This window comes from Brevibacillus sp. FSL K6-2834 (assembly GCF_038592925.1).
GTDB classification, from domain to species: domain Bacteria; phylum Bacillota; class Bacilli; order Brevibacillales; family Brevibacillaceae; genus Brevibacillus; species Brevibacillus borstelensis.
On record NZ_CP151945.1, the window covers coordinates 3,531,852 to 3,554,237 of the forward strand.

The window sequence follows — 22,386 nt, forward strand, 5'->3', positions numbered from 1 at the left end:
GATTGCACACTACTCTCCTCTTTTCTATCCCGTTTCATTCAAGCTTACCGTTCCCTTACACGGTTACCGCAACTTGCGCGCCAGAGCGCTGCGCCGGCATGGCTTCCGTGGAGAAGGTGATCGTCTCCAGTACATGCAGAAGTGCCGTCGCCGTATCCAGCGAGGTGAGACATACCGCCCCGTTTTCCACCGCTTCGCGTCTGATGCGGAATCCGTCGCGCTGCGGCGTCTTGCCTCTGGTCAAGGTGTTCAGCACGATGTTGGCTTCGCCCCTGTGAATCATGTCCAAGAGGTTCGGTGTGCCCTCTGACAATTTGTTCACGCGGGTGACGGGGAGACCTGCCTGCTCCAGATAGTCGGCTGTCCCTGCCGTAGCCAGCAGCTTGAACCCGAGCATGCGGAAGCGTTTGACGATACCCAGCGCTTCCTCTTTATCCTTGTCTGCCACGGTGACCAGCAGGGAGCCGTGAGTCGGGATGTTCATGCCCGCAGCCACCAGCCCTTTGTAAAGCGCTTTGGCCAAGGTGCTTTCACGCCCCATGACTTCCCCGGTCGATTTCATTTCCGGTCCGAGCGTGATGTCTACCCGGCGCAGCTTGGCGAAGGAGAAGACAGGCACTTTGACAGAAACCATCGCTTCTTCCGGATGGTAGCCCGGTGTAAAGCCTTGCTCTGTGATCGAGTGGCCGAGGATGGCCTTTGTCGCGATGTTGGCCATCGGAATGCCGGTTACTTTGGAGAGGAACGGCACGGTCCTGGATGATCTCGGATTCACTTCGATCACGTACGGCTGGTTTTTGTAGATGACAAACTGGATGTTGAGCAGCCCTTTGATTTGCAGTGCGCGGGCCAGCTTGGTCGTCATCTCGATCAGTTCCTGCTTGATCGCATCTGACAGAGACTGCGGCGGATAAACCGCGATGGAGTCGCCGGAGTGCACCCCTGCGCGTTCGATGTGTTCCATTATTCCCGGGATCAGGACGTTTTCGCCGTCACAGATCGCGTCGACTTCGGCTTCGGTCCCTACCATGTAGCGGTCGACCAGCACCGGGTGATCCGGGTTTACCTTTACGGCCTTTTCCATGTACTCCAGCAGCTCGTCATTGTTGTAGACAATCTCCATCGCGCGTCCGCCCAGCACATAAGACGGGCGGACCAGTACCGGGAAGCCGAGCTCTTCCGCAGCCACGACTGCCTCTTGTACCGAGGTGACCGTTTTTCCGGGCGGCTGGGCGATGTTGAGATTGCGCAGCAGAGCCTCGAACTTCTCCCGGTTTTCTGCTGCGTCGATGTTCTCCAGACTGGTTCCCAGGATTTTGATCCCCCGGGCTGCTAGCTTGTCTGCCAGATTGATCGCCGTCTGACCGCCGAACTGGACGATCACGCCTTCCGGTTTCTCCGCATCGATAATGTTCATTACGTCTTCGATGTAGAGCGGTTCAAAGTAGAGCCGGTCGGATGTGTTGAAGTCGGTGGAGACCGTCTCCGGGTTGTTGTTGATGATGACCGCCTCGTAGCCCGCTTCCTGCAGCGCCCAAACAGCGTGTACGGTCGCGTAGTCAAACTCGATCCCCTGTCCGATGCGGATCGGACCCGAGCCCAGCACGATCACCCGCTTTTTGCCTGTCTCGATGCGCTCATCCTCTACTTCGTAGCTGGAGTAGTAGTAAGGCGTTGACGCCTCAAACTCAGCCGCGCAGGTGTCTACCATTTTAAAGACCGGCGTAAACCCGTGCTGCTTTCTGAGTGCGCGAACCTCGTCTTCGGTTTGCCCCGCAAGCTCGGCGATTTTCCTGTCCGTAAATCCGAGGCGCTTGGCTGTATACAGCTTTTCTTCCGTCAAACCTTGAGCCAGCTCCGACTCGAATGCCACCAGCTTGTGGAATTTGTGCAGGAAGAAGAAGTCGATTTTGGTCAAGTCGTGAAGTCTCTCAAGGCTCCATCCGCGGCGCAGCGCTTCTCCCAGAAGGAACAGCCGCTCGTCGTCGGCAGCGATCAGGCGAGCCGTCAGCTCTTCTTCGGCAATTTCCGATGCGCCTTTCATCTCCAGGTGATAGGTGCCCACTTCCAGCGAGCGGATCGCTTTCATGATCGATTCCTCGAATGTTCGACCGATCGCCATCACTTCTCCGGTCGCCTTCATCTGGGTGCCCAGCTTGCGGTTGGCCGATTGGAACTTGTCAAATGGCCAGCGCGGGATTTTGCTCACGACGTAGTCGAGTGTCGGCTCGAAGCAAGCGTACGTTTGTCCGGTAACCGGATTGCGCAGCTCATCCAGGGTGTAGCCGATCGCGATCTTTGCCGCCATCTTGGCGATCGGATAGCCGGTCGCTTTGGAGGCCAGGGCCGAAGAACGGCTGACGCGCGGGTTGACCTCGATCACGTAATACTGGAAGCTGTGCGGGTCAAGCGCATACTGCACATTGCAGCCGCCCTCGATGCCCAGTGCGCGAATGATGTTCAGCGCGGAGGAGCGGAGCATTTGGTACTCGCGGTCCGACAACGTCTGGCTAGGCGCGACAACGATGGAGTCGCCCGTATGCACGCCTACCGGGTCGATATTTTCCATGTTGCAGACCACGATGCAGTTGTCATTGGCATCGCGCATCACTTCGTATTCGATTTCCTTCATGCCGGCAATGCTTTTCTCGATCAGGCATTGCGTAATCGGCGAGTATTTCAAACCGCTGGCGACAATCTCGCGAAGGCTCTCTTCGTCCGCGCAAATGCCTCCGCCGGTGCCGCCCAGCGTGTAGGCCGGACGGACGATGATCGGGTAGCCGATCTCGTTGGCAAAATCGACTGCTTCTTCGACCGTGCTGACGATTGTGGAATCCGGCACCGGCTCGCCCAGCTCCTTCATCAGCGCACGGAACAGCTCGCGGTCTTCCGCTTGTTTGATGGAATCCAGATTGGTACCGAGGAGCTTGACGTTCTCCGCTTCCAGCACCCCTGCCTCGGCAAGGGCTACCGCCATATTCAAGCCTGTCTGTCCGCCGAGCGTCGGCAAGAGACCATCCGGCTTTTCCTGCCGGATGACACGCGTGACAAATTCAAGCGTGATCGGCTCGATATACACCTTGTCTGCCATATTTGTATCTGTCATGATGGTGGCCGGATTGGAGTTGATCAGGACGACCTCCAGTCCTTCCTCTTTCAGCGCCTGGCAAGCCTGCGTGCCTGCGTAGTCAAACTCTGCCGCCTGCCCGATCACGATAGGACCGGAACCGATAACCAGAATCTTTTTCAAATCAGCGTGTTTTGGCATGCGAACTCTCCTCCTTGGCGTTTTCCATCATTTCGATAAAGCGGTCGAACAGGTAACCCGAATCATATGGACCCGGAGCGGCCTCTGGGTGGTACTGTACCGAGAAGGCCCGCTTCTCCGGGCAGCTCAGCCCTTCCACGGTTCCGTCATTGAGAGCCGTATGCGTAATCGTCAGACCGGTTCCGGCGATCGACTCTTCCTTCACCGCGTAGCTGTGGTTTTGCGAGGTGATATACGTGCGTTCGGTGGCGACTTCCTTGACCGGATGGTTGCCTCCGCGATGCCCGAATTTCATCTTCATCGTGTCCGCCCCGGATGCGAGCGCGAACAACTGGTGGCCCAGACAAATTCCGAAGATCGGGTATTCTCCGAGTATTTCGCTGATCATCCGGATCGCCTGCGGGACGTCTTTCGGATCGCCGGGGCCGTTGGAGAGCAGGATTCCGTCAGGCTGCAAGCGGCGAATTTCCTCGGCGGTCACGTTGTACGGCACCACGACCACATCGCATTGGCGCTTGGTCAGCTCACGCAGGATGCCGTGCTTTGCGCCGAAATCGACCAGCACCACGCGATGTCCCGTCCCCGGGCAGCTGAAAACGCTCTTGGTCGATACGCGGGCCACCTGATCGGTCATGAGCGGCGTGCTGCGCAGCGAATCAAGCAATTCGGAAAGCGGAGCGTCACTCGTCGTGATGAGCCCTCTCATCGTTCCGTGGTAGCGGATTTTCCGTGTCAGCATCCTCGTGTCCACCCCGGCGATTCCCGGGATGTCGTACGCCTTGAGCAGCTCGTCAAGGGTGCTGGTGTTGCGCCAATTGCTCGGTTCGTCGCAGTGCTCTCTGACCACAAATCCGTGGATATACGGACGTACAGCTTCGAAGTCGTCGCGGTTGATCCCGTAGTTTCCGATCAAGGGATAGGTCATCGTGACGATTTGTCCGCAGTAAGACGGATCGGACAATACCTCCTGATAGCCCGTCAAGCCCGTGTTGAACACGACTTCACCGTATGTTTCCTTCACCTTTCCAAACGCCGTTCCGACGCATTCCGTACCATCTTCCAAAATCAGTCTCGCTCGCATCTTCGCTCCTCCTTTTTTACGCTTGGCGGTAAACGATTTTTCCGTCAACCAGTGTTACTGCAGGCCATCCTTTGCATTTCCAGCCGGCAAACGGCGTGTTTTTGCCTTTGCTCGCAAACGTATCGGGGTCTACTTCTTTTTCTGTATCCAGATCAATCACGGTCAGGTCGGCCGGCGCTCCGATTTCCAGGCGTCCGTATGGCAACTGGAAGCAGTCAGCCGGCTTCACCGTGAGAAAATCGACCAGTTGTTTCAATGTAAGCTCGCCTGTCAGAACGAGGTTTGTGTACAGCAGCGGGAAGGCCGTCTCCAGACCGACGATGCCAAACGGCGCCCGCTCCAGGCCGTTTGCCTTTTCCTCTGCCGTATGCGGGGCGTGGTCCGTCGCGATGATGTCGATCGTGCCGTCCTTCAGACCCGCGATCAGCGCCGCGCGATCGTCCCGGGACCTCAGCGGCGGGTTCATTTTCCAGTTCGTATTCAAATCTTCCGGGATGTCTTCATCGCACAAAAGCAGATGATGCGGAGTCACTTCGCAGGTGACGTTGACTCCGGCGCGTTTGCCGTCGCGGACCAGCCGTACGGATTCCTTGGCGCTGATGTGGCAGACGTGATAGTGAACGCCTGTCTGCTCGGCCAGCAGAATATCGCGTCCCACATGGACCGACTCAGACTCCGACGGGATGCCGGGCAGTCCGTGGCGGGCGGCCACAACGCCGTCGTGCAGCGCGCCGCCCGGAGGCAAGAGCGTGTCGTCCTCGCAGTGGGCGACGATGGAAAGACCCAAGGCCGCCGCCTCCTGCATCGCTTTTTTCATCATGCCGGCCGATTGCACGCCTACGCCGTCGTCTGTGAGGGCAAAGATCCCTGCTTCCTTCAATCCGGCAAAATCGGTCAGCTCTTTGCCCAACTGGCGGATCGTAATTGCGCCGTAAGGGAGGACGCGGGCAGCACCTGCTTCGCGTGCCTTATCGTGGATGTAGCGGACTGTCTCGACACTGTCGATGGAGGGCCGGGTATTCGGCATGCAGGCAATGGTCGTAAATCCGCCTCGCACCGCCGCATTCGCTCCGGTCGCGATCGTTTCCTTTTGCTCCAGGCCAGGCTCGCGAAGGTGGACGTGCACATCGATGAAGCCAGCGGAAATGAGCCCGCCTCTGCAATCGATCCACTCGTGTCCGGCTCTGTCTACCTTTTCCGCTATCGCCGTGATCCGTCCGTCAGTGACCAGCACCTCTGCGGGGATCAGCTCTCCCGTCCGATTGATCAGTTTGCCGTTGCCAAGGATGATTCCCATTTCACATCGCTCCCTCTCAGTAATGTTTCCATGACGGCCATGCGTGCCGCTACGCCGTTGGTCACCTGCTTATGGATCAGCGACCGCTCGCAGTCGACCAGATCCGTGTGAATCTCCACTCCGCGGTTCACTGGAGCAGGGTGCATGATCACCGCTCCCGGCTTCATCATGCGTGCTCGCTCCAGCGTGAGTCCGTGGGCCAGATGATACTCTTCCTTGGATATGAACAGCGAGGAGGTGTGCCGCTCGAGCTGGACACGCAGCATCATGACCACGTCAGCCGTCCTGACGGCTTCGTCGATTTCGACGATTTGAACTCCATGAGGGACGAGCTGGGGTTGCGGCATCATGCTCGCAGGTCCCGCAAGCAGCAGATGGGCGCCCATTTTCGGCAGAGCGTGCAGATGCGAGCCGAGGACGCGGCTGTGCCGCAAGTCGCCGATGATCGCGACGCTCAGCCCTTCGATTTTGCCAAATTGCTGCTGCATGGTCAGCAAATCGAGCAGGCACTGCGTCGGGTGTTCGTTCGTACCGTCCCCGGCGTTGATCAGCTGGAGCTCTACCTGATCAGCCAGCTCTTCAAACAGGCCGTCCTTGCGAGTCCGGATGACCGCTGCTTCCACGCCCATCGCTTCCAGTGTTCGCACTGTATCCAGGATGGTTTCCCCTTTTACCGTGGAGGAGGTCTCCGGGATGAAGTTCAGTACATGGGCACCGAGCCGCTTCTGGGCTACTTCAAAAGAGAATCTGGTCCGCGTACTTGCTTCAAAGAACAGGTTGGCGACGAAGCGTCCCCGCAACACCTCTGATTGCACGCCCGGACTCTTTGCCCAGAAATCCGCACGCTTCAAAAGGCTGCCGATCTCTTCTCTAGACAAATTCTTGATTCCAGTCAGATGCCGCATGTTACTCATCTCGAATCCCTCCGTTATTTCCGATTTCTCCAAACCGTCTTGTAGATGTGTACAAAAAAAGCTTCTTGCCAAGCTGCCGCGTGAGGCGGGCATAGGCAAGAAGCTTTTCGCTTCGTTCGACAAGCAGGGCAAACAGCGCCCTACTTCCTTGCCAGCCTCACGGGACTGTTTTAAAGGAATTTGGAACGTGTCAGGATTGCGCTTCGCGGTGAGCTTCCCCCATCGCCGATTCTTTCCCCGGGAGAATCACGTGCAGGATGATCCCGAGGAAGGTAGCGAAGGCGATGTTGTCAATCGTCAGATTGTGCAGGAATGCCTGCCAGAAGGTAGCACCTTCGAAGCTTATTTTGTAGCCGCCGATCCCGGTTACGAGGATCGCGGCAGAGATGATCATATTGCGCTTGTTGGAAAAGTCGACCTTGTTTTCGACGAACATGCGCAATCCTTGGGCGGCGATGATTCCGAACAGGATAATGGAGACGCCGCCAAGCACCGGTGTAGGGATGGTCATCAGCAGCGTGCTGATTTTGCCGACGAAGGCGAACAGGATGGCACAGACAGCAGCCAGTCCGATCACGACCCGGCTGTAGACCCGAGTGATTGCCAGAACTCCGATGTTTTCGCCGTACGTCGTCGCCGGAGGTCCTCCGATGAACGCGGCCAGAGAGGTCGCAATCCCGTCACCCAAAAGGCTGCGGTGCAAGCCGGGGTCTTTCATCAGGTCACGGTCCATGACTTTGCTCGTAACAAGCAGATGACCCAAGTGTTCTGCCAGTGTCACGAATGCGACCGGCGCAATGATCAGCGCTGCAACCCATGCGGAAGGATTGCCGATTACAGCTGCAACTTCGCCGAATTTGAAGTGATCGTGAAACATCCCCGAGAAGCCGACAAACCATTTTGCTTCAGCCACTTTGTTCAGGTCGATCAAATCGGGATGGCGGAGCAGGGTGTAAAGATACCCGACGATGATCCCGATCAGAATCGGAATCAGGGCGAAAAATCCGCGCAGCATCACTGCCGCAAGGATTGTCACGATCATCGTGACAAGCGAAATCTCGATGGAGGTCAAGGACAGGTGCGATTGTCCGTCTACCGTTACCTTTGTCGCCATATCGACAGCGACGACAGACAGGCTAAGTCCGATTACGACGATGACCGACGCAATTACCACCGGTGGCAGTACCCGATCCAGCCACTTGACACCTGCCTTCTTGACGATGGCCGCCACGATGATGTAGACAAGGCCTGAGAGCAGACAGCCGAGCAGTGCAGTGCCGACTCCGTAAGCCTGGCTCACTGTGATGATCGGACCGATGAAGGCAAAGGAAGAGCCCAGGTAGTTTGGAATCTTTCCTTTTGTAATCCAGAGGAACAGAAGCGTCCCGATCCCGCTGGTAAACAGTGCGGTCGCCACGTCCAGGCCTGTCAAAATCGGCACCAGTACAGTCGAACCGAACATGGCAAACAGGTGCTGAATGCTGAGCGGCAAAAGCCTGGAGATCGGCGGCGTTTCGTGCACATCAACAAAGTTTTTTTGACTCATTTTCGATATCCCCCTGTGCGTGTATAACGTTTCTGTCTACTAAAAAACCTCTTTGCGAGAGGCGCAAAGAGGCATACTCCTTCCATCGAAAGACGGGAAGCAAGTACCTCTTTGCAACCTCACGGGATTGCCATTTAAAGAGGTGTATGCAGTTAGATCAACTGGCGAATGGTCACCATGTCCATGGCGTCCACTTCCGCTAGCTGTACATCGATAATTTCGCTACGCGAGGTCGGAACGTTCTTTCCTACAAAATCCGGCCGGATCGGCAGCTCGCGGTGGCCCCGGTCTACCAGTACGGCCAATTGAATCATGCGCGGACGCCCGTTGTCGATCAGCGCGTCCAGCGCCGCTCTCACCGTACGGCCGGTAAAGAGCACGTCGTCGACGAGAATCACCGTTTTACCAGTAATTTCATCAGGCAGTTGGGAACCGTGGAGTACGGCGTCCTCGGACTTGTGCTGCAAATCATCCCGGTAAAATGTAATGTCCAGCTGTCCGACAGGAACTCTTACATTTTCGATCAGTTCGATCCGCTCAACCAATCGCTCTGCAAGGTAAATCCCTCTCGTCTTGATGCCGACGACGATGCAGTCTTCCACGCCCTTGTTGCGTTCGATAATTTCGTGGGCAATCCGGGTTAAAGCCCGACGGATCGCAGCTTCATCCATAATCACGCTTTTGTTGATCATGTGTATTTCCTCCCCCGACTGACAGCTTGACATATTTGACGAGATGAAAAAAAGCTTCTTGCCGGTTGACAAGAAGCCACTGGGCATGACAGAAGAAAAGCGGCAGAGCCCCATTCTCTTTTGTCCATGCTTGTATCCGTGCCCTTGCCAGCCTCACGGGACTGGATTTAAAGGTTCTCGATTCGTCAGAACACATTATGTCATGAATCGGGCAAGGTGTCAACACTTTTTCATATTCCTCGAATCATTTCACTCAGATTGAATCCAGTAAACTCCCACCCATTCGGGCAAATAATTCGCATAGTATCCCGGGTCACCCGTCACATGGCGAACCAGCTCTTTCTCTTGCCCATCCGTTGTGCGAGCGTAGACAGAGCCATGCTCAGCTCCATCCAATCGGACAAAGATCAGCTGCTTTCCGTCTGGAGAAGGGTGGGGATACGTATCGGCTGTACCCTCGGGTCCCTTGGTGACTGGCAGCGCACGGCCTTGCGTGTCTCGCATCCAGATTCGTTGTCCGGAGATAAGAAGCTGTTTCGGATCGTAATTCCCGAGCCATTTCGCATTTTCAAACCCTCTCGCAAAATACAAGCTGTCCGCTGCTTTCTCGGGCCAACGCGGAAGGGCGTCCACTTTGCCAGGCTGTCCTGCATGTACAATCTTGCCGTCTTTATCTGCAAGGGTCAGATGTTTGTTTTCCGTTGCGATGCGTCCGCTCCCGTCGATAAAAGCCAATCGGGAACTATCCGGCGACCAGGAGAACCATTCCGGATAAGCCAGCCCCACCCCGATCTCGACCGGCTTTCGGTCCGGCTTCGTCAGGTCAAAAAGCTGAATGCTTACGCCATCGGCCGACAGTGAGCCCGATGAAACCCGGACATAGTAGGCCACCCGTTTGCCGTCAGGGGACAATGTGAGTCCTTCGGCCGAATACGGATAGATGCCTTCCTCGACATTCGGCGGCCCCCCCAGCGCATAGGCGGCCAGCTTTTTCCCTGCAAGATCGGTCAACTCCAAAGTAATAGGACGCCCCTTTGCAGCAGGAACAGACACAAGCAGACGCTTTCCATCCGGCAGCCAGGCAAAATCCTCAATCTCCCGCCTTTGCTCCAACAGCTTCTGTACCCGCTCCCCATCCAGTCTTGCCACGACGAACTCGGGAGAATAGGCATTGTCTGGACCACCTGTTTGAGTGGATTGAACCATGTATGCAAAGGTCTTTGCATCACTCGCCCATTTCGGTTTCTCCAGAACCCGGCGCGGGTCCACCTGAAAGGCTCCGGATCCATCCGCTTTCACTGCCCACAGAACATTTCCGGATGAAGCATCAGCCGGATTTTGGTTGTGCAAGTAAAACAGCCATTTTCCGTCTGGCGACCATCCTGCAATCTCCACTGCACCGGTTGTCGTGATCTGCTTGGGTTTTGCCTTCGGGTCACTGCCGTCCAGCAGCCATAATTGCGCGTTGCTGGTAAACGCCACTCTTGCAGGTACGCTCGCCTCAAATATTCTCTCAGGTGTCTGGATTTGTTCGGCTGCACTGCCGATACCGCTGCCAGCAAACAGCACAACTGCTGCGCAAACGATACCGGACAGGATGGAAACACACTTCCGCATCGCATTTGCCTCCCTCATTCTTGTTCAATCGTACGACGCATTTCGGCTGTCTTTTGTTACCTCCCAAACAAAAAACGCCAGGGAAATGATTTCTCAATCCCTAGCGTTTTCCAATCGCATCGCTTTTATGTGACACCTATACCAAGGCTGGCTCCATCAACAAAAACAGATTTCCGTACAGATCGGCAAAAATGGCTTCGCGCCCGTACATCTGATCACGCGGCTCAGTGACAAAGTGCACTCCCCGTTCGCGGAATGTCGCATACGTCTCGTCAAACCGATCCGTCTCCCACACCCACATCGGATTTTTCCCTACCAGGGCCAGCATTTGTTCCGCCGTCTCCTGATCGTGCCAATGCGTCGGGTCGTGCAGCACAATTTCCACTTCCTGCCCCGGGAGTCCGACCGTCAGCCACCAGGCTCCCGAGTCCATTTTGGCACTCATCCGCACCTCAAAGCCCAGCTTTTCCGTGTAGAATTGCAGCGCCTCTTCGCAGTCCCTCACGTACAGCGTGACATGTGCCAGTCTTCGCAGCATACCTTTGCCTCCGTTACTGTGATCATCTTGAAAAAGCCCTTCCAATCGTACGCTTTACGCTTGCCGCAAATAATCGATCACATCGACCATTTCTTCTGGCAGCGGCGCTTCGAACTGCAGGCGCTCCCCTGTTCGCGGGTGGTCAAAGCCCAATGTTTTGGCGTGGAGCGCTTGTCCATCCAGATCAAGCGTGTTCTTCGGTCCGTACTTCGGATCTCCAGCCAGCGGGTAGCCAATGTACTTCATATGTACACGGATTTGATGGGTTCTGCCCGTCTCCAGCTTCAGCTCAACGAGTGTATACTCTTTGAAGCGTTCCAGCACGACAAAATGAGTCACGGCCGGCTTGCTGTTCTCAAAGACGACTGCCATCTGCTGGCGATTTTTCGGATCACGGCCAATCGGCGCGTCAATCGTTCCCATCTCGTGCGGGATGACCCCGTGTACGATCGCCACGTACTTGCGGTCTACGGTATGCTCCTTCAATTGATGGGCAAGCGACAGATGCGCCTTGTCGTTTTTTGCCACCATCAACAGTCCCGACGTGTCCTTGTCGATCCGGTGGACAATACCCGGTCTGAGGACGCCGTTGATCCCGGACAAATCCTTGCAATGGGCAAGCAGGCCGTTCACCAATGTCCCCGAATAGTGTCCCGGTGCCGGATGGACGACCAAGCCCCGCGGTTTGTTGACGACCACGACATCGCTGTCCTCATAAACAATATCCAGCGCCATCTGCTCCGCCTGGATCTCCATTTCTTTCGGCGGCGGTACGCGCAGCGTCACCTCATCGTCGGCAGACAGCTTGTAGTTGCTTTTGATCGGCTCTCCGTTTACAAAGACTCGGCCTTCCTTGATCCAGGCCTGCACCTGAGAGCGGGACCACTCCTCGTTTTGCCCGGTAATAAATTTATCGATGCGCTCTTTTGCATCCGATGGCTCTGCCACCCAGTCATACCTTTCAAACAACTCCAAATCGTCCATGATACTCTCCTCTGGTGTAGTCACTCTAGTATCCGTCAATATCCGTTTATCCATTAAACGGCCTTGCGCTTGCTATCCAGCAGAACATCGAGCAAAAGCAGCCCCACACCGATGGTAATCGCCATGTCGGCTACGTTGAAAATCGGGAAGTTGATCACGGTCACATCGACAAAGTCAACTACTTTCCCTGTGGTGACGCGGTCAATAAAGTTGCCGATCGCTCCGCCTAAAACCATCGAAAGCGCAAGTGAAACACGCGGTTGGGACTTGCCGATCCGAATAAGCGAGATCAAAATGCCGACCACGACCGCGATCGTGATCACAACGAACAGCATTCGTTGGTTCGCAAGGATGCCGAAAGCCGCTCCCGTGTTGCGATGAGATGTCAAATGAAGCACATCCTGAATCAAGGGAATCGACTGTCCCAGCTCCATATGTTTTACCACCAGAGACTTTGTCCACTGGTCAAGCGCAATAATGGCGGCAGCGATGATAAAGTACATAATATGGAAGTCCTCCTTAAATCCCGACTACAGACAGCCGCAAAAGATTCACGTCAAAATATAATTCTACCATAGGTGGCATAGCTCAACAATCTCGCCTCTCGGCCACTTACTTTCGCAGCAGCCTGGACAGCTTTTTGTAATAGCGATACCCCCTCCGGATTCCTTCCAAAAGCCAGAGCGGCATTTTCCAGCCGCGGTCTTTGATAAACGGCAAATAAAACCGGTAGTACGCTTTTCGCAGATCACGCCACTTGCTGTCCGGCTTGTCGCTCTTGTAGTAGTCGGAGACGTCAATCAAATAGCCGCGGCCTCGGTCCATCAAGACGTTTTTGCCGTGAACGTCATGTGGAAACAGGCCTTTCGAGCGGGCCTCCTGCAACGCCTCCTCCACATCCTCGATCACCTGGGGAGGGACGGGAATCCCGTAGCGGAAGCAATCGTACAAGGAAATGCCGCGTATCCGCTTCAAGACCAGATAGTGCGGCTCCGCCTGGTAGCATACCGGGAACGAACGTGTCTCCCCCAGTTTCCGGTAGACCTCGACCTCTTGTTCCCAACCCGGCCGTCCCGGTGCGTACAGCTTGACGACGACGTCGGGATAATCGGGATGTCCGAATACGGCCGCATAATTTCCCGTACCGACCAATTCCCATGGATAGGGGGTCGACAGAACGACCACAGGATCATCCGGTGAGCGACTTTCTATTTTTACCGTTTGCAAAAAGGGGGTTAATACATCCCGATGAATGCGCATGTGTCCACTTCTTTCATGAGTAAAAAGCTGGCATTTGGCAGTCTGATGCAAAAAAAGCATCCACTCGTTCCTCCAGACAAGATTTATTGGGCGGGTCGAACGAGACCAAGATAGCTTCTTTTGATTCTAGCAAAACGCCAAAACGGTCGGCAACTCAATCGAGTAGGAGGGGGCGACTAACCCCCGTCCTCTCACACCACCGTACGTACCGTTCGGTATACGGCGGTTCACCAAGCTTGACGAATTTGAGAATATCGTTGCACTAAGCTTTTCAGCCCTTGTTGTTGCCAGTAGGCAATGCCGAGGGCTTTGTGTATATGCGGAGACTTTGTGGTACGCCATGCACCCTTGCGGGTATTTGCAATTTCAATGGCTTTTACGTGAGATATGCCAAGAGAACGAAGTTCTCGATATCTGGTTCTCACGCGTTTCCACTGCATCCACAAACAAAGACGGAGCCTGCGCCTTGTCCATTCCTCAATGGATTGTAGAATGCCCTTCGCGTCTGCAAGGGCGAAATATCCAATCCAGCCCATGAGGTACTGATTTATTCTTTCAATCCGCTTCTCCATCGAGATGCTCCACACCGGATTCGTGATCGTGCGGATTTTCTCTTTTAGCTTGAGGAGGGATTTGGGGTGGATGCGAATCCTTGTCTGTTTTGCAAAGGTAAAACTAAAGCCCAAGAATTTTCGTTTCCATGGTCGGTCTATCGCGCTTTTCTCCTCATTTACTTTTAGCCTTAGTACCTTCTCCAAGTGGTTTTGAATACTCTTCTTTACTCGTTCCCCTGCCCGTTTTGTTTTCACGTAGATATTACAATCGTCTGCGTAGCGGCAGAAACGGTGGCCTCTCTTTTCGAGTTCCTTGTCCAAATCATCAAGTAGGATATTTGCCAAAAGTGGGCTTAACGGCCCACCTTGCGGTGTTCCTTCACTTGATGTTGTACAGACGCCATTTATCATGATCCCCGCATTCAAGTAGGAACGAATCAGTCTTAAAATTCTCTTGTCCTGAACTTTTCGAGCCACACGGCTCATTAGAATATCATGATTTACGCGATCAAAGAATTTCTCTAGATCGATGTCCACCACGAAACGATATCCTTCGGAGATATACGCTTGCGCTTTCCTTACTGCCATGTGAGCGCTACGTTTTGGACGGAACCCATAGCTAGATTCCGAGAAGGTGGGGTCGAAGATCGGCGTTAACACTTGGAGGATGGCCTGCTGAATAAAGCGGTCTACCACGGTGGGAATGCCTAATAACCTTACACCACCGTCAGGTTTCGGGATTTCGACTCTGCGAACAGGTGAAGGTCTATAGGTTCCCCTTTCCATCTTCTCGCGGATGGCTTGCCAGTGTTCACGTAGATAATCGCGTAGTTGTTCGGTTGAAACACCATCGACTCCACCGACACCTTTGTTTTCCTCCACTCGTTGGAGTGCCATCCGTAAGTTTTCCCGTGATAAGACTTTTTCCAGCAAATCCATAATGATGTTCCTTCCTTCGCACATGCGGACTCCGTGCTTGCTGTACGATACTCAGCCCTCTTTTGTACCCTCGGGGCTTCACCCCTGCTCTTCAAAAGTAGTTCCTTGACAGAATTCTGCTTCGACGTACCGTATCAAAAGACATGGATCGCATGCTGACTTGATGTTCGGCCCTTCCCCATTCAAGCGTCCTCTACTCGGGTACTATGGCCTCTGCTGACTTCTGCATGTTCAGCGTCTCCTTACGGAGACGGTTACCAACAGTTGAAGGCGTTTCATGCAGACCTCCCCAGGTAAGAACGATAACTTTCATCCCATGTACCTGCCCAAGTTTACTACTGTATCCCTTGGCTGTATGGGGCTTTGTCTTGTTTGGCAGACTCGCCCGGATACAACAGCCTCAAATTGGGTTCGTGTACCTCAGGTCGGGATTTTGCCGCCGGCTTCCTTCAGATTCGACCTCGCGGTCGACACCCTTGCCTTGAGCTAACGGTTGGTACAGCCAACCCCCGTTCGGGACTTTCACCCTATAGCTATCGCCCATGCTGGGCGCACCAAAAAGGCCCTTTCACCGGAAAAAGTGAAAGGGCCGCCGATTCTACGCGTTGCTGGCTACGAAAACCACTCGCGGATGGCTTCCGTTATCTTGTTCAGCGCTCCGACACTCGCTGCCTCGCAATAAATCCGCAAAAGCGGCTCTGTACCGGACGGGCGGATCAGGACCCAGTGTCCTCCCTGGAGCAAGAGCTTGATCCCGTCCATTCTGTTCACGCCTGTGACAGCATAAGGTCCCACTTTTGCAGGAGAAACGGTCCTGATTTGCTCCAGCCAAGGCGTTTTCTCCGGCAACCGGATGTCCATACGCGTACTGAACAGTTCGCCAATTTCGTCATACACGTCCCGCAGCGTCTGGTCGATGCCTTTCTTTTCCCACGCACACATCTCCGCCAAGAGCAGGTTGATCAGGACGCCATCCTTTTCCGGGATGTGACCCAAAATACTGGCACCCCCGCTTTCCTCTCCGCCCAGCAGCACATCGCCTCGCATCATTTGGGCACCGATGTACTTGAACCCGACAGGCGTCTCCACCAGCTCCAGATCGTAACGCTCCGCCAACCGATCGAGCAAGTGAGTAGTAGCGACCGTCCGAACGATTCTGCCGCGAAGCCCCCTGTTTTTTACGAGATGATAGGCGACCAGAACGAGGATGGCATTGGGCGTCAAATACTGGCCGAACCGGTCCACGACGCCAAAGCGATCCGCATCGCCGTCATTGGCGAGTCCCAATGCCGCTTTCTGCTTGATGACCTCCTGCTTGAGCAAAGAAAGGTGCTGATCCTTTGGCTCGGGCAGCTGTCCGCCGAAAAATGGATCAGCCGTATCCCGAATCCCGCAGGTTTCTACGCCTGCTTCTGCAAGCATGCGGCTGACATAGCCAATCCCGGCACCGTGCATGGGATCGACCACAACACGAAGATGCGCCTGCCTCATCTTGTCAAAATGGATCATGCGACGCAGATGGGCTTCGTAGTGGGGACGCAGCACAATTACTTCAAGAAGCCTGCGGGCTACTGCTTCCTCAGGGGTGATCGACAGCACTTCTCCCCCGTTTTGAATGCGCTGAATTTCCTCCTCCAGTCTCTCGGTAATCTCCGGCGTTGCCGGTCCCGCGTAATCGGGTATATACTTGATGCCGTTGTATTCGGGAGGATTATGACTGGCCGTGATCATAATCGCCCCGCTGACGGCAAAATGCTTGACTCCAAAAGCGACAACAGGCGTCGGGACGGATTCGTTTGCCAAATACGTCCGAATGCCATTGGCGGCCAGGACACCGGCAACGGCAAGTGCAAAGCGTCTCCCCAAAAACCTGGTGTCATGACCGATGATAATGCCTTGCTCCTCCTGACCGATTGCCTTCGTATAAGCAGCAATGGCTTGGGCCACGACCCGTACATTTTCCATCGTAAACTCATCAGCTACGATGGCTCGCCAGCCGTCCGTGCCAAAGCGTATTGCATTCACATTGTCTCACCTCAGCTCTCTTGCTTCATTTCTCTCGTCTCCTTTATGGATCCATTTAAAATGGAAAGGCTGCAGATTTCCTTCCTCCCACATTTTACGCGGCGATTTTCCCTCTGATAACCATGGACAACCGGCTATCTTTTGCCTCACTGCAAACGGAGCGCAGCCCGTCTCTGAAGAACCAAATCCGCCAGCGAAAGCTCCTTTTTGCAAAGGTAATCTACGATGCACATGAGTATGTAGATGGCATCCAGCTTTGGATGGAAACGGGCCTCATTGGTTCCCTCGCTTCTCGTCTCGCAAAAGATCATTTGCAGATCGGCAAGCTGGTCCTCCGTCAACCGCTCGCCCGTATGGGAAAACAGCTCGAGCGCTTCCCCGCTTTGCAGAAGCCGTACGCCCATATCCGCCTGATAGCTGCTGACGCCGTCGGCAATCGAGCCAACCAAAGCGGTCATTCCCAGTTCAGTGAATAAAGGATATAAAAGGCTAAGCAAAAAACGGGATTCACATTCAACCAGTACTGTATATCCCCTGTGCTTGATTGTTCCGCCATCGACTTGCATAAACAATGCCTGTTTATACGCATCCCAAACGCGATGCTCCACATGCAGCTGACCCAAGCGCCCCAGGGAACGAGCGTACATCTCCTGTCTACATGACAACTCGATGCTTTGCTGCATCTCACGGTTGATGGGCAATCCGTCTTGATCCGCAAATCGAAGCGTTACCTGCTTTTCTCCATGCTGCTTTGCCATCTGGATATGGATGCCGCCGGTGCAGGAAAGGCTTTGTACACCATAGCGAAGCTGAGGCGCAATACCGACACCGAAATCGATTGTATCAATCCCTGCTGCACATAGGCTGGTCATGACGCTATGCTTGAGCAATTGAGCAAATGGATGATCGCAATCGCAAAGCGCTATTCGGCTCCCCGGCGGAAGCTGATAGGCGTAGGCAGCAGCCAGTCGGGAAACAAACTCCGGGGTTATGTCAACATTCCCTATCCCCGTAATCCCTTGGCTGTCAAACAACCTCCTCGGCTGCGTATTGCCGAAAATAACCGTATGGTTCACCGTTGCTCCTTCCTCAATTCCTTTGTGGGGCCAGATCAGCACACCGGCTTTGACACTGGCTGCGCGTCCGATGCGGCAACCATCCCCCACGACTGTGTTCTCCCCGAGCAGGACGCAATCGCCGATGCTTGTGTTTCTCCCGAGGATACTGCCCGACACATCCGCTTGCATCCCGATATAGCTGTTTTCCCAGAGGATCGTTTGTGTCAATGCTGACCCTTCTGCTACGACAGATCGGCTCCCGATGACAGAGTAAGCCCCAACCGATGTCCCTGTTTGCAGGTGGACCCCTTTTCCGATCAGGAGCGGTCCTTCCAATCTCACAGAGGCATCGATTGCAAGATCTCCCTCCACATAAATTCCGGGAGCCAGCTGCCTGGCGGGGATAGCCCTGTCCACCTTGCCGTCCAGCAGATCGCATTGAACCTGCTTGTATTCCATCAGCGAGTGTATTTTCGACCAATACGCCTTCATGACATAACCGCTCAGAGGGATTCCCTGTTGGAAAAGCGAGTGAACAAGCTGTTCCGGTTCCGCTAGTTCGCCTTCATCCTCAAGCAGCGAAAAAATCTCCGGCTCTATCAACACAATTCCCGTACCCAAGGCAAAACTGCCTTCTTCGACTGATTGTTCCGCAACCCCTGTTACGTTGTCTTCCCGATTTGTCCATACGTGGAGACCTTGTAAACGAGACTCGTCACCAGACAGCACCAGAGTCGCCATCGAACGCCTTTCCCGATGGAAGCCAATGGCTTCCGACAGATTGCAGTCGGTCAAGATGTCTCCGCGAATGACGACGCTTGTATCATTCAGAAATTCCGCAAGGCTCTGCCGATTTTTTTCATCGCCTGCAGACAGCCTCTGCTCCTCAAAATAGGTAAGTGCAACGCCGAACCGGGAACCGTCGCCAAAGTAATCCCGAACCAGCTCGGGAAGGTACTCTAGCGAAACGGCAATATCTGTAATGCCATGCTGCTTTAAGAGCTCGACCGTGTACTCCATGCACGGGCGATTCAATAGCGGTACCATCGCTTTTGGAGTACGCACGGTCAATGGAAGGAGCTCTTCGCCCTTTCCGTCCGCCAAGATTACAGCCTTCATCCACGGTACCTCCTTGTTTGCACAATCATCCGGAACCCCCGGGAAAGAAGCGTACGTTTACTCTATTCCGATTTTCCGGCCAATAGAACAAAACGGCGGATTTACTGCTTGAAATGAATTTGTCCTCTATCGGCTGCCTCCCGCATGCAGTCTTTGCCAAAACATCTGATTCCTCGCTGGCATCGTCACTGGCTCCGAGCGCAGGACAGGACAAAATCGTCTATCGTGAAATAATCCGAAATCAACGAGATACGTTCCACCCGGGCGCAAGCGATCAACAACAGTTTCCCTTGTATCCGCCTGCACGCAAATCTCTCTGATCGGATGAGGAGGTTTGCCATTTATTCGCAGATTCGTGGCATCGTACACACGAAGCCCTTGGGCTACTTCTTGTTCGTCAGCCTGCAGGTAGGAAGCAATCATCCGCAGCCGGGCTGCGCCTATTTCCCACTTTACACAGAAGGCGTCAGGTCTTTTTACAGCAGTCAAGATTCTGTTGTGGCCAAACGGACACGGGCTCTCCTGAGAATCGGACTTCGACTGTGAATGGATTGGAACTGGTTGAATGAGCACCGTACATCGCTCCCTTCTGTCGTATTCCCATATGTAGTTCTTCTCTCCTATCCCACGAAGACTGTTTACGGATCAATCACCATTGCAATCATAGCGGAAGTGGCAGACAAAAACTGTCGAACGCTGCAAACATATCGCTTGTTCTTTTGTCGAGTAAACAGCTCTTTTTCGTCATCATCGTACAAAAATCGTTTTGACCGTTTTGATTGGAGGGAATCACTTAAAATTGTTGCATCTTGAACAAGGAGAAAATTTATGGAAAATGTCTACATCGTAAGCAGCTATTTCCAGCGACCTCAGGCTACATAGCTGTTTCAACTCAAAAGAAAAGAGCCCACCTGTGCGGTGAAGTGCACCCCTTAGAATGGACATTGGATTAAACCCCTGGTAAATCCGATGAAATTTAAGGGGTGCATTTTTTATGGTGAAAAAGGGGCAAACGTTTAGAAGTTATTCTCACGAATTAAAGGTGGAAGCCATACGACTGCATATCGAAGAAGGATGGACATACCGTCGAATCATGGAGCATCTGGGGATTCCGGACCGCCACCGGCTTAAAGTATGGATGAAAAAATATAAACAGTTAGGCGAATTTGGGTTGATGGATCAACGAGGTAGACGTGAAGAATATGTTGATCAAGATCGATATGTTAAAAAGCTAAAACGAGAGAACTCGATGCTAAAAAAGTGTTTGAAAATCTGGATGCGGGAGGTGCAGCCCATAAGTATGAGGCGATCAAGCAAGTAGCTGGTGAGTATACGACTAGTGAACTTTGCAAGCTGTTTGGAGTCTCAAGAAGTGGATACTATGCATACTTGAAACGGCAACAAGCGGACCGGGACAAGCCCGTGAAAGACCTCATCAAAGTAGTTTATAAGAAGTATGATGGTAAATATGGGTATCGACAAACCCAGCTGTTTCTCTTACGAGATCACGGGGTATGGGTCAACCATAAGAAGGTACTACGTCTGATGCAAGAAATGAAGCTCCGTTCTCGAATACGCCGCAAATATCGAGGTCACTATGCTTCAACCGAAGGTGGACGAGTCGCTGAGAATGTGATGCAGCGGAATTTCAAAGCGGATGCACCTAATCGAAAATGGGTAACCGATGTCACACAGTATCGTGTCGCGGATACGTGGCTCTACCTGTCTGCTATTAAGGATTTGTTTAATAATGAGATTGTGGCTTACCACATTGGAGTTCGCAACGACAATCAGTTGGTCCTACGGACCTTTGAGAAAGCCTTTAAAAAGACGAAAGACGTGACTGGACTGATCGTTCACAGCGATCAGGGATTCCAGTACACGTCCTACGCTTACCACGACATGTTGCCGAAGGTTGGCGCCCAAATCAGCATGTCTCGGAGAGGCAACTGTTATGATAATGCCTCGATGGAGAGCTTCTTCTCGCATCTCAAAACGGAAGGGCTCTACCCTTATGATATCCGAAGTGTGGATGAGGCACAAAGGCGAATTGAGGAATATATTCAATTCTACAACCAAAGTCGACCACAACGAAAATTAAAAAGGCTGACGCCTGTTGAATTCAGACGTCAGCTGTCGGTCTAACGGTCGGGTTTTTTCTTACTGTCCACTAAATGGGGTCTTGACCACGGTGGCCCCGGGCTAGAAAAACTTTTTCCGATCTCGTTCTTCTTTCAGTATTTCCACTGCTTCCCTGAAACGAAGCGAGTGAATGACCTCCCGTTCACGCAGGAATTTCAGACCGTCCTGCAAATCCACGTCATCGGTCATATCGATCAGCCACTGATAGGTCGCTCTCGCTTTTTCCTCTGCGGCGATGTCTTCGTAGAGGTCGGCGATGGGATCGCCCTTGGCTTGGATGTAGGTTGCAGTCCAGGGGACGCCGGATGCATTTTGATAAAACAATGCCTTGTCGTGGTTGGCGTAATGATCGCCAAGCCCGTTTTCTATCAGCTGCTCGGGCGTAGCGTCTTTCGTCAGTTTGTAGACCATCGTCGCGATCATTTCAAGATGAGCGAACTCTTCCGTCCCGATATCTGTCAATAGGCCGATGACCTTGTCAGGAATCGAGTACCGCTGGTTCAGATAGCGGAGAGCCGCAGCCAGTTCACCATCCGCGCCCCCGTACTGCTCAAGCAGGAATTTTGCCATACGCGGATCGCATTTGCTCACGCGGACAGGATATTGCAGTTTCTTTTCATACACCCACACGATGTGTTCTCCTCCTCGTCTTTATACCTGCCAGGGCCAAGGCGTGTCGTTCCACTGCCACGGGTAACCAGAAAAACTGAGACCAAATTGCAGCAGCGGTCCGTAGCTTGCTTCAAATTCACAAGCAACCTTCCAGCGCTCCTCGGATATTTGGTTGAACTGCTGCAGCGCGTCAGCGTCATTGCTATGTGTATCGAGATAGAGCGTCAATTCGACCAAGACGAAATCGAGTGCCTGCAGTTGATGCAATAGTTGGTAGTATCGCTCGTCAACAGGCTTTGGTTCATTCATTTTTTTCTCCTCCCTTCGCTCCTGTCGCCGCGTCCTTCATAAGGGCTGTACAGCTCTGGCCACAGTGTGCCGTGGAATAGCGCCTCACGAGGTGAAAACTGCGGCAAATTGGGAGGTTGGAAGTGAATAAATAGCTGCGGCGGAACCACATATGTCTTCACTCGTTGCGGAGGGCAAGGATCAAACGGGCTGACATACGGATAATAGACTCGGTACTGGGAGTACAATGCTGGAACCTCCTTGGGGATAGGTCTTTGACTAACCACTACCACTCTATGACAATTACCCATGCCCGGTGTTGGGCAATCGCCCGATTCGCGTAAATAAAAATCGTCTATTTGCGTATGACAATCGTTCCGGTCACAGGTCAATGCGTCCAATTCTCCGCCTCTCAGCTTTAGGAGAAGAAATGTCTGTTCCTCTCCGTCAGT

Annotated in this window: 20 protein-coding genes; 2 read left to right on the forward strand and 18 right to left on the reverse strand. The window is 53.6% G+C overall.

Features of this window, described 5'->3' with window-relative positions:
- Positions 1–55: 55 nt before the first annotated feature.
- The 15 genes from carB to NST96_RS17580 form a co-directional block, all read right to left on the reverse strand.
- On the reverse strand, positions 56–3,268 hold the full coding sequence (gene carB / locus NST96_RS17510; protein ID WP_031932967.1) for a carbamoyl-phosphate synthase large subunit: 3,213 nt from the start codon (positions 3,266–3,268) through the stop codon (positions 56–58).
- Complete coding sequence (locus NST96_RS17515; protein ID WP_031932968.1) at positions 3,252–4,349, reverse strand: carbamoyl phosphate synthase small subunit; 1,098 nt, start codon at positions 4,347–4,349, stop codon at positions 3,252–3,254. The genes carB and NST96_RS17515 overlap by 17 nt, the downstream gene beginning before the upstream one ends.
- Before the next feature lie 16 nt (positions 4,350–4,365).
- On the reverse strand, positions 4,366–5,646 hold the full coding sequence (locus NST96_RS17520) for a dihydroorotase (protein WP_327956674.1): 1,281 nt from the start codon (positions 5,644–5,646) through the stop codon (positions 4,366–4,368).
- Positions 5,616–6,560: an aspartate carbamoyltransferase catalytic subunit gene (locus NST96_RS17525; RefSeq protein WP_342404266.1), complete on the reverse strand. Its 945-nt coding sequence runs from the start codon at positions 6,558–6,560 to the stop codon at positions 5,616–5,618. The genes NST96_RS17520 and NST96_RS17525 overlap by 31 nt, the downstream gene beginning before the upstream one ends.
- 190 nt (positions 6,561–6,750) lie before the next feature.
- Positions 6,751–8,106 carry a solute carrier family 23 protein gene (locus NST96_RS17530; protein WP_031932970.1) on the reverse strand — a complete coding sequence of 452 codons (1,356 nt, stop codon included), beginning with the start codon at positions 8,104–8,106 and terminating at the stop codon, positions 6,751–6,753.
- Positions 8,107–8,258: 152 nt separating this feature from the next.
- Positions 8,259–8,798 carry a bifunctional pyr operon transcriptional regulator/uracil phosphoribosyltransferase PyrR gene (gene pyrR, locus NST96_RS17535; protein ID WP_003386197.1) on the reverse strand — a complete coding sequence of 180 codons (540 nt, stop codon included), beginning with the start codon at positions 8,796–8,798 and terminating at the stop codon, positions 8,259–8,261.
- A gap of 249 nt (positions 8,799–9,047) precedes the next feature.
- Positions 9,048–10,415, reverse strand: a complete 1,368-nt coding sequence (locus NST96_RS17540; protein ID WP_342404267.1) for a hypothetical protein — start codon at positions 10,413–10,415, stop codon at positions 9,048–9,050.
- 136 nt (positions 10,416–10,551) lie between these two features.
- Positions 10,552–10,953: a VOC family protein gene (locus tag NST96_RS17545; protein WP_003386199.1), complete on the reverse strand. Its 402-nt coding sequence runs from the start codon at positions 10,951–10,953 to the stop codon at positions 10,552–10,554.
- 54 nt (positions 10,954–11,007) lie between these two features.
- Positions 11,008–11,937 (reverse strand): RluA family pseudouridine synthase, encoded by a 930-nt coding sequence (locus NST96_RS17550; RefSeq protein ID WP_031932972.1) that lies wholly within the window; start codon positions 11,935–11,937, stop codon positions 11,008–11,010.
- Between the two features lie 53 nt (positions 11,938–11,990).
- Positions 11,991–12,443, reverse strand: coding sequence for a signal peptidase II (gene lspA / locus NST96_RS17555; RefSeq protein ID WP_035988805.1), 453 nt, complete (start codon positions 12,441–12,443; stop codon positions 11,991–11,993).
- 106 nt (positions 12,444–12,549) lie between these two features.
- Positions 12,550–13,197: a serine/threonine protein kinase gene (locus tag NST96_RS17560; protein WP_031932973.1), complete on the reverse strand. Its 648-nt coding sequence runs from the start codon at positions 13,195–13,197 to the stop codon at positions 12,550–12,552.
- Between the two features lie 227 nt (positions 13,198–13,424).
- On the reverse strand, positions 13,425–14,690 hold the full coding sequence (gene ltrA / locus NST96_RS17565) for a group II intron reverse transcriptase/maturase (RefSeq protein WP_024985202.1): 1,266 nt from the start codon (positions 14,688–14,690) through the stop codon (positions 13,425–13,427).
- A 612-nt stretch (positions 14,691–15,302) separates the two neighbouring features.
- Positions 15,303–16,715, reverse strand: coding sequence for a phosphoglucomutase/phosphomannomutase family protein (locus tag NST96_RS17570; RefSeq protein WP_342404268.1), 1,413 nt, complete (start codon positions 16,713–16,715; stop codon positions 15,303–15,305).
- A 146-nt stretch (positions 16,716–16,861) separates the two neighbouring features.
- Positions 16,862–18,892, reverse strand: coding sequence for a sugar phosphate nucleotidyltransferase (locus NST96_RS17575; protein WP_342404269.1), 2,031 nt, complete (start codon positions 18,890–18,892; stop codon positions 16,862–16,864).
- 126 nt (positions 18,893–19,018) lie between these two features.
- Positions 19,019–19,465, reverse strand: a complete 447-nt coding sequence (locus tag NST96_RS17580) for a DUF4912 domain-containing protein (protein ID WP_024982951.1) — start codon at positions 19,463–19,465, stop codon at positions 19,019–19,021.
- 421 nt (positions 19,466–19,886) lie between these two features.
- Here NST96_RS17580 and NST96_RS17585 point away from each other — a divergent pair, with 421 nt between their 5' ends.
- Both NST96_RS17585 and NST96_RS17590 read left to right on the forward strand, forming a co-directional pair.
- Positions 19,887–20,213, forward strand: a complete 327-nt coding sequence (locus tag NST96_RS17585) for a helix-turn-helix domain-containing protein (protein ID WP_024985204.1) — start codon at positions 19,887–19,889, stop codon at positions 20,211–20,213.
- Positions 20,153–21,037, forward strand: a complete 885-nt coding sequence (locus tag NST96_RS17590) for an IS3 family transposase (RefSeq protein WP_155808033.1) — start codon at positions 20,153–20,155, stop codon at positions 21,035–21,037. Before NST96_RS17585 ends, NST96_RS17590 begins: the two co-directional genes overlap by 61 nt.
- A 57-nt stretch (positions 21,038–21,094) precedes the next feature.
- Here NST96_RS17590 and NST96_RS17595 read toward each other — a convergent pair whose 3' ends face one another.
- From NST96_RS17595 to NST96_RS17605, 3 genes are read right to left on the reverse strand one after another with little or no spacing between them, the layout of a single operon-like run.
- On the reverse strand, positions 21,095–21,664 hold the full coding sequence (locus tag NST96_RS17595; protein WP_024984275.1) for a manganese catalase family protein: 570 nt from the start codon (positions 21,662–21,664) through the stop codon (positions 21,095–21,097).
- A 21-nt stretch (positions 21,665–21,685) separates the two neighbouring features.
- The gene (locus NST96_RS17600) at positions 21,686–21,955 is read right to left on the reverse strand and encodes a spore coat protein CotJB (RefSeq protein ID WP_003386213.1); all 270 of its coding nucleotides are present in this window, start codon (positions 21,953–21,955) and stop codon (positions 21,686–21,688) included.
- On the reverse strand, positions 21,952–22,182 hold the full coding sequence (locus tag NST96_RS17605) for a spore coat associated protein CotJA (RefSeq protein WP_003386215.1): 231 nt from the start codon (positions 22,180–22,182) through the stop codon (positions 21,952–21,954). Before NST96_RS17605 ends, NST96_RS17600 begins: the two co-directional genes overlap by 4 nt.
- Positions 22,183–22,386: the final 204 nt, after the last annotated feature.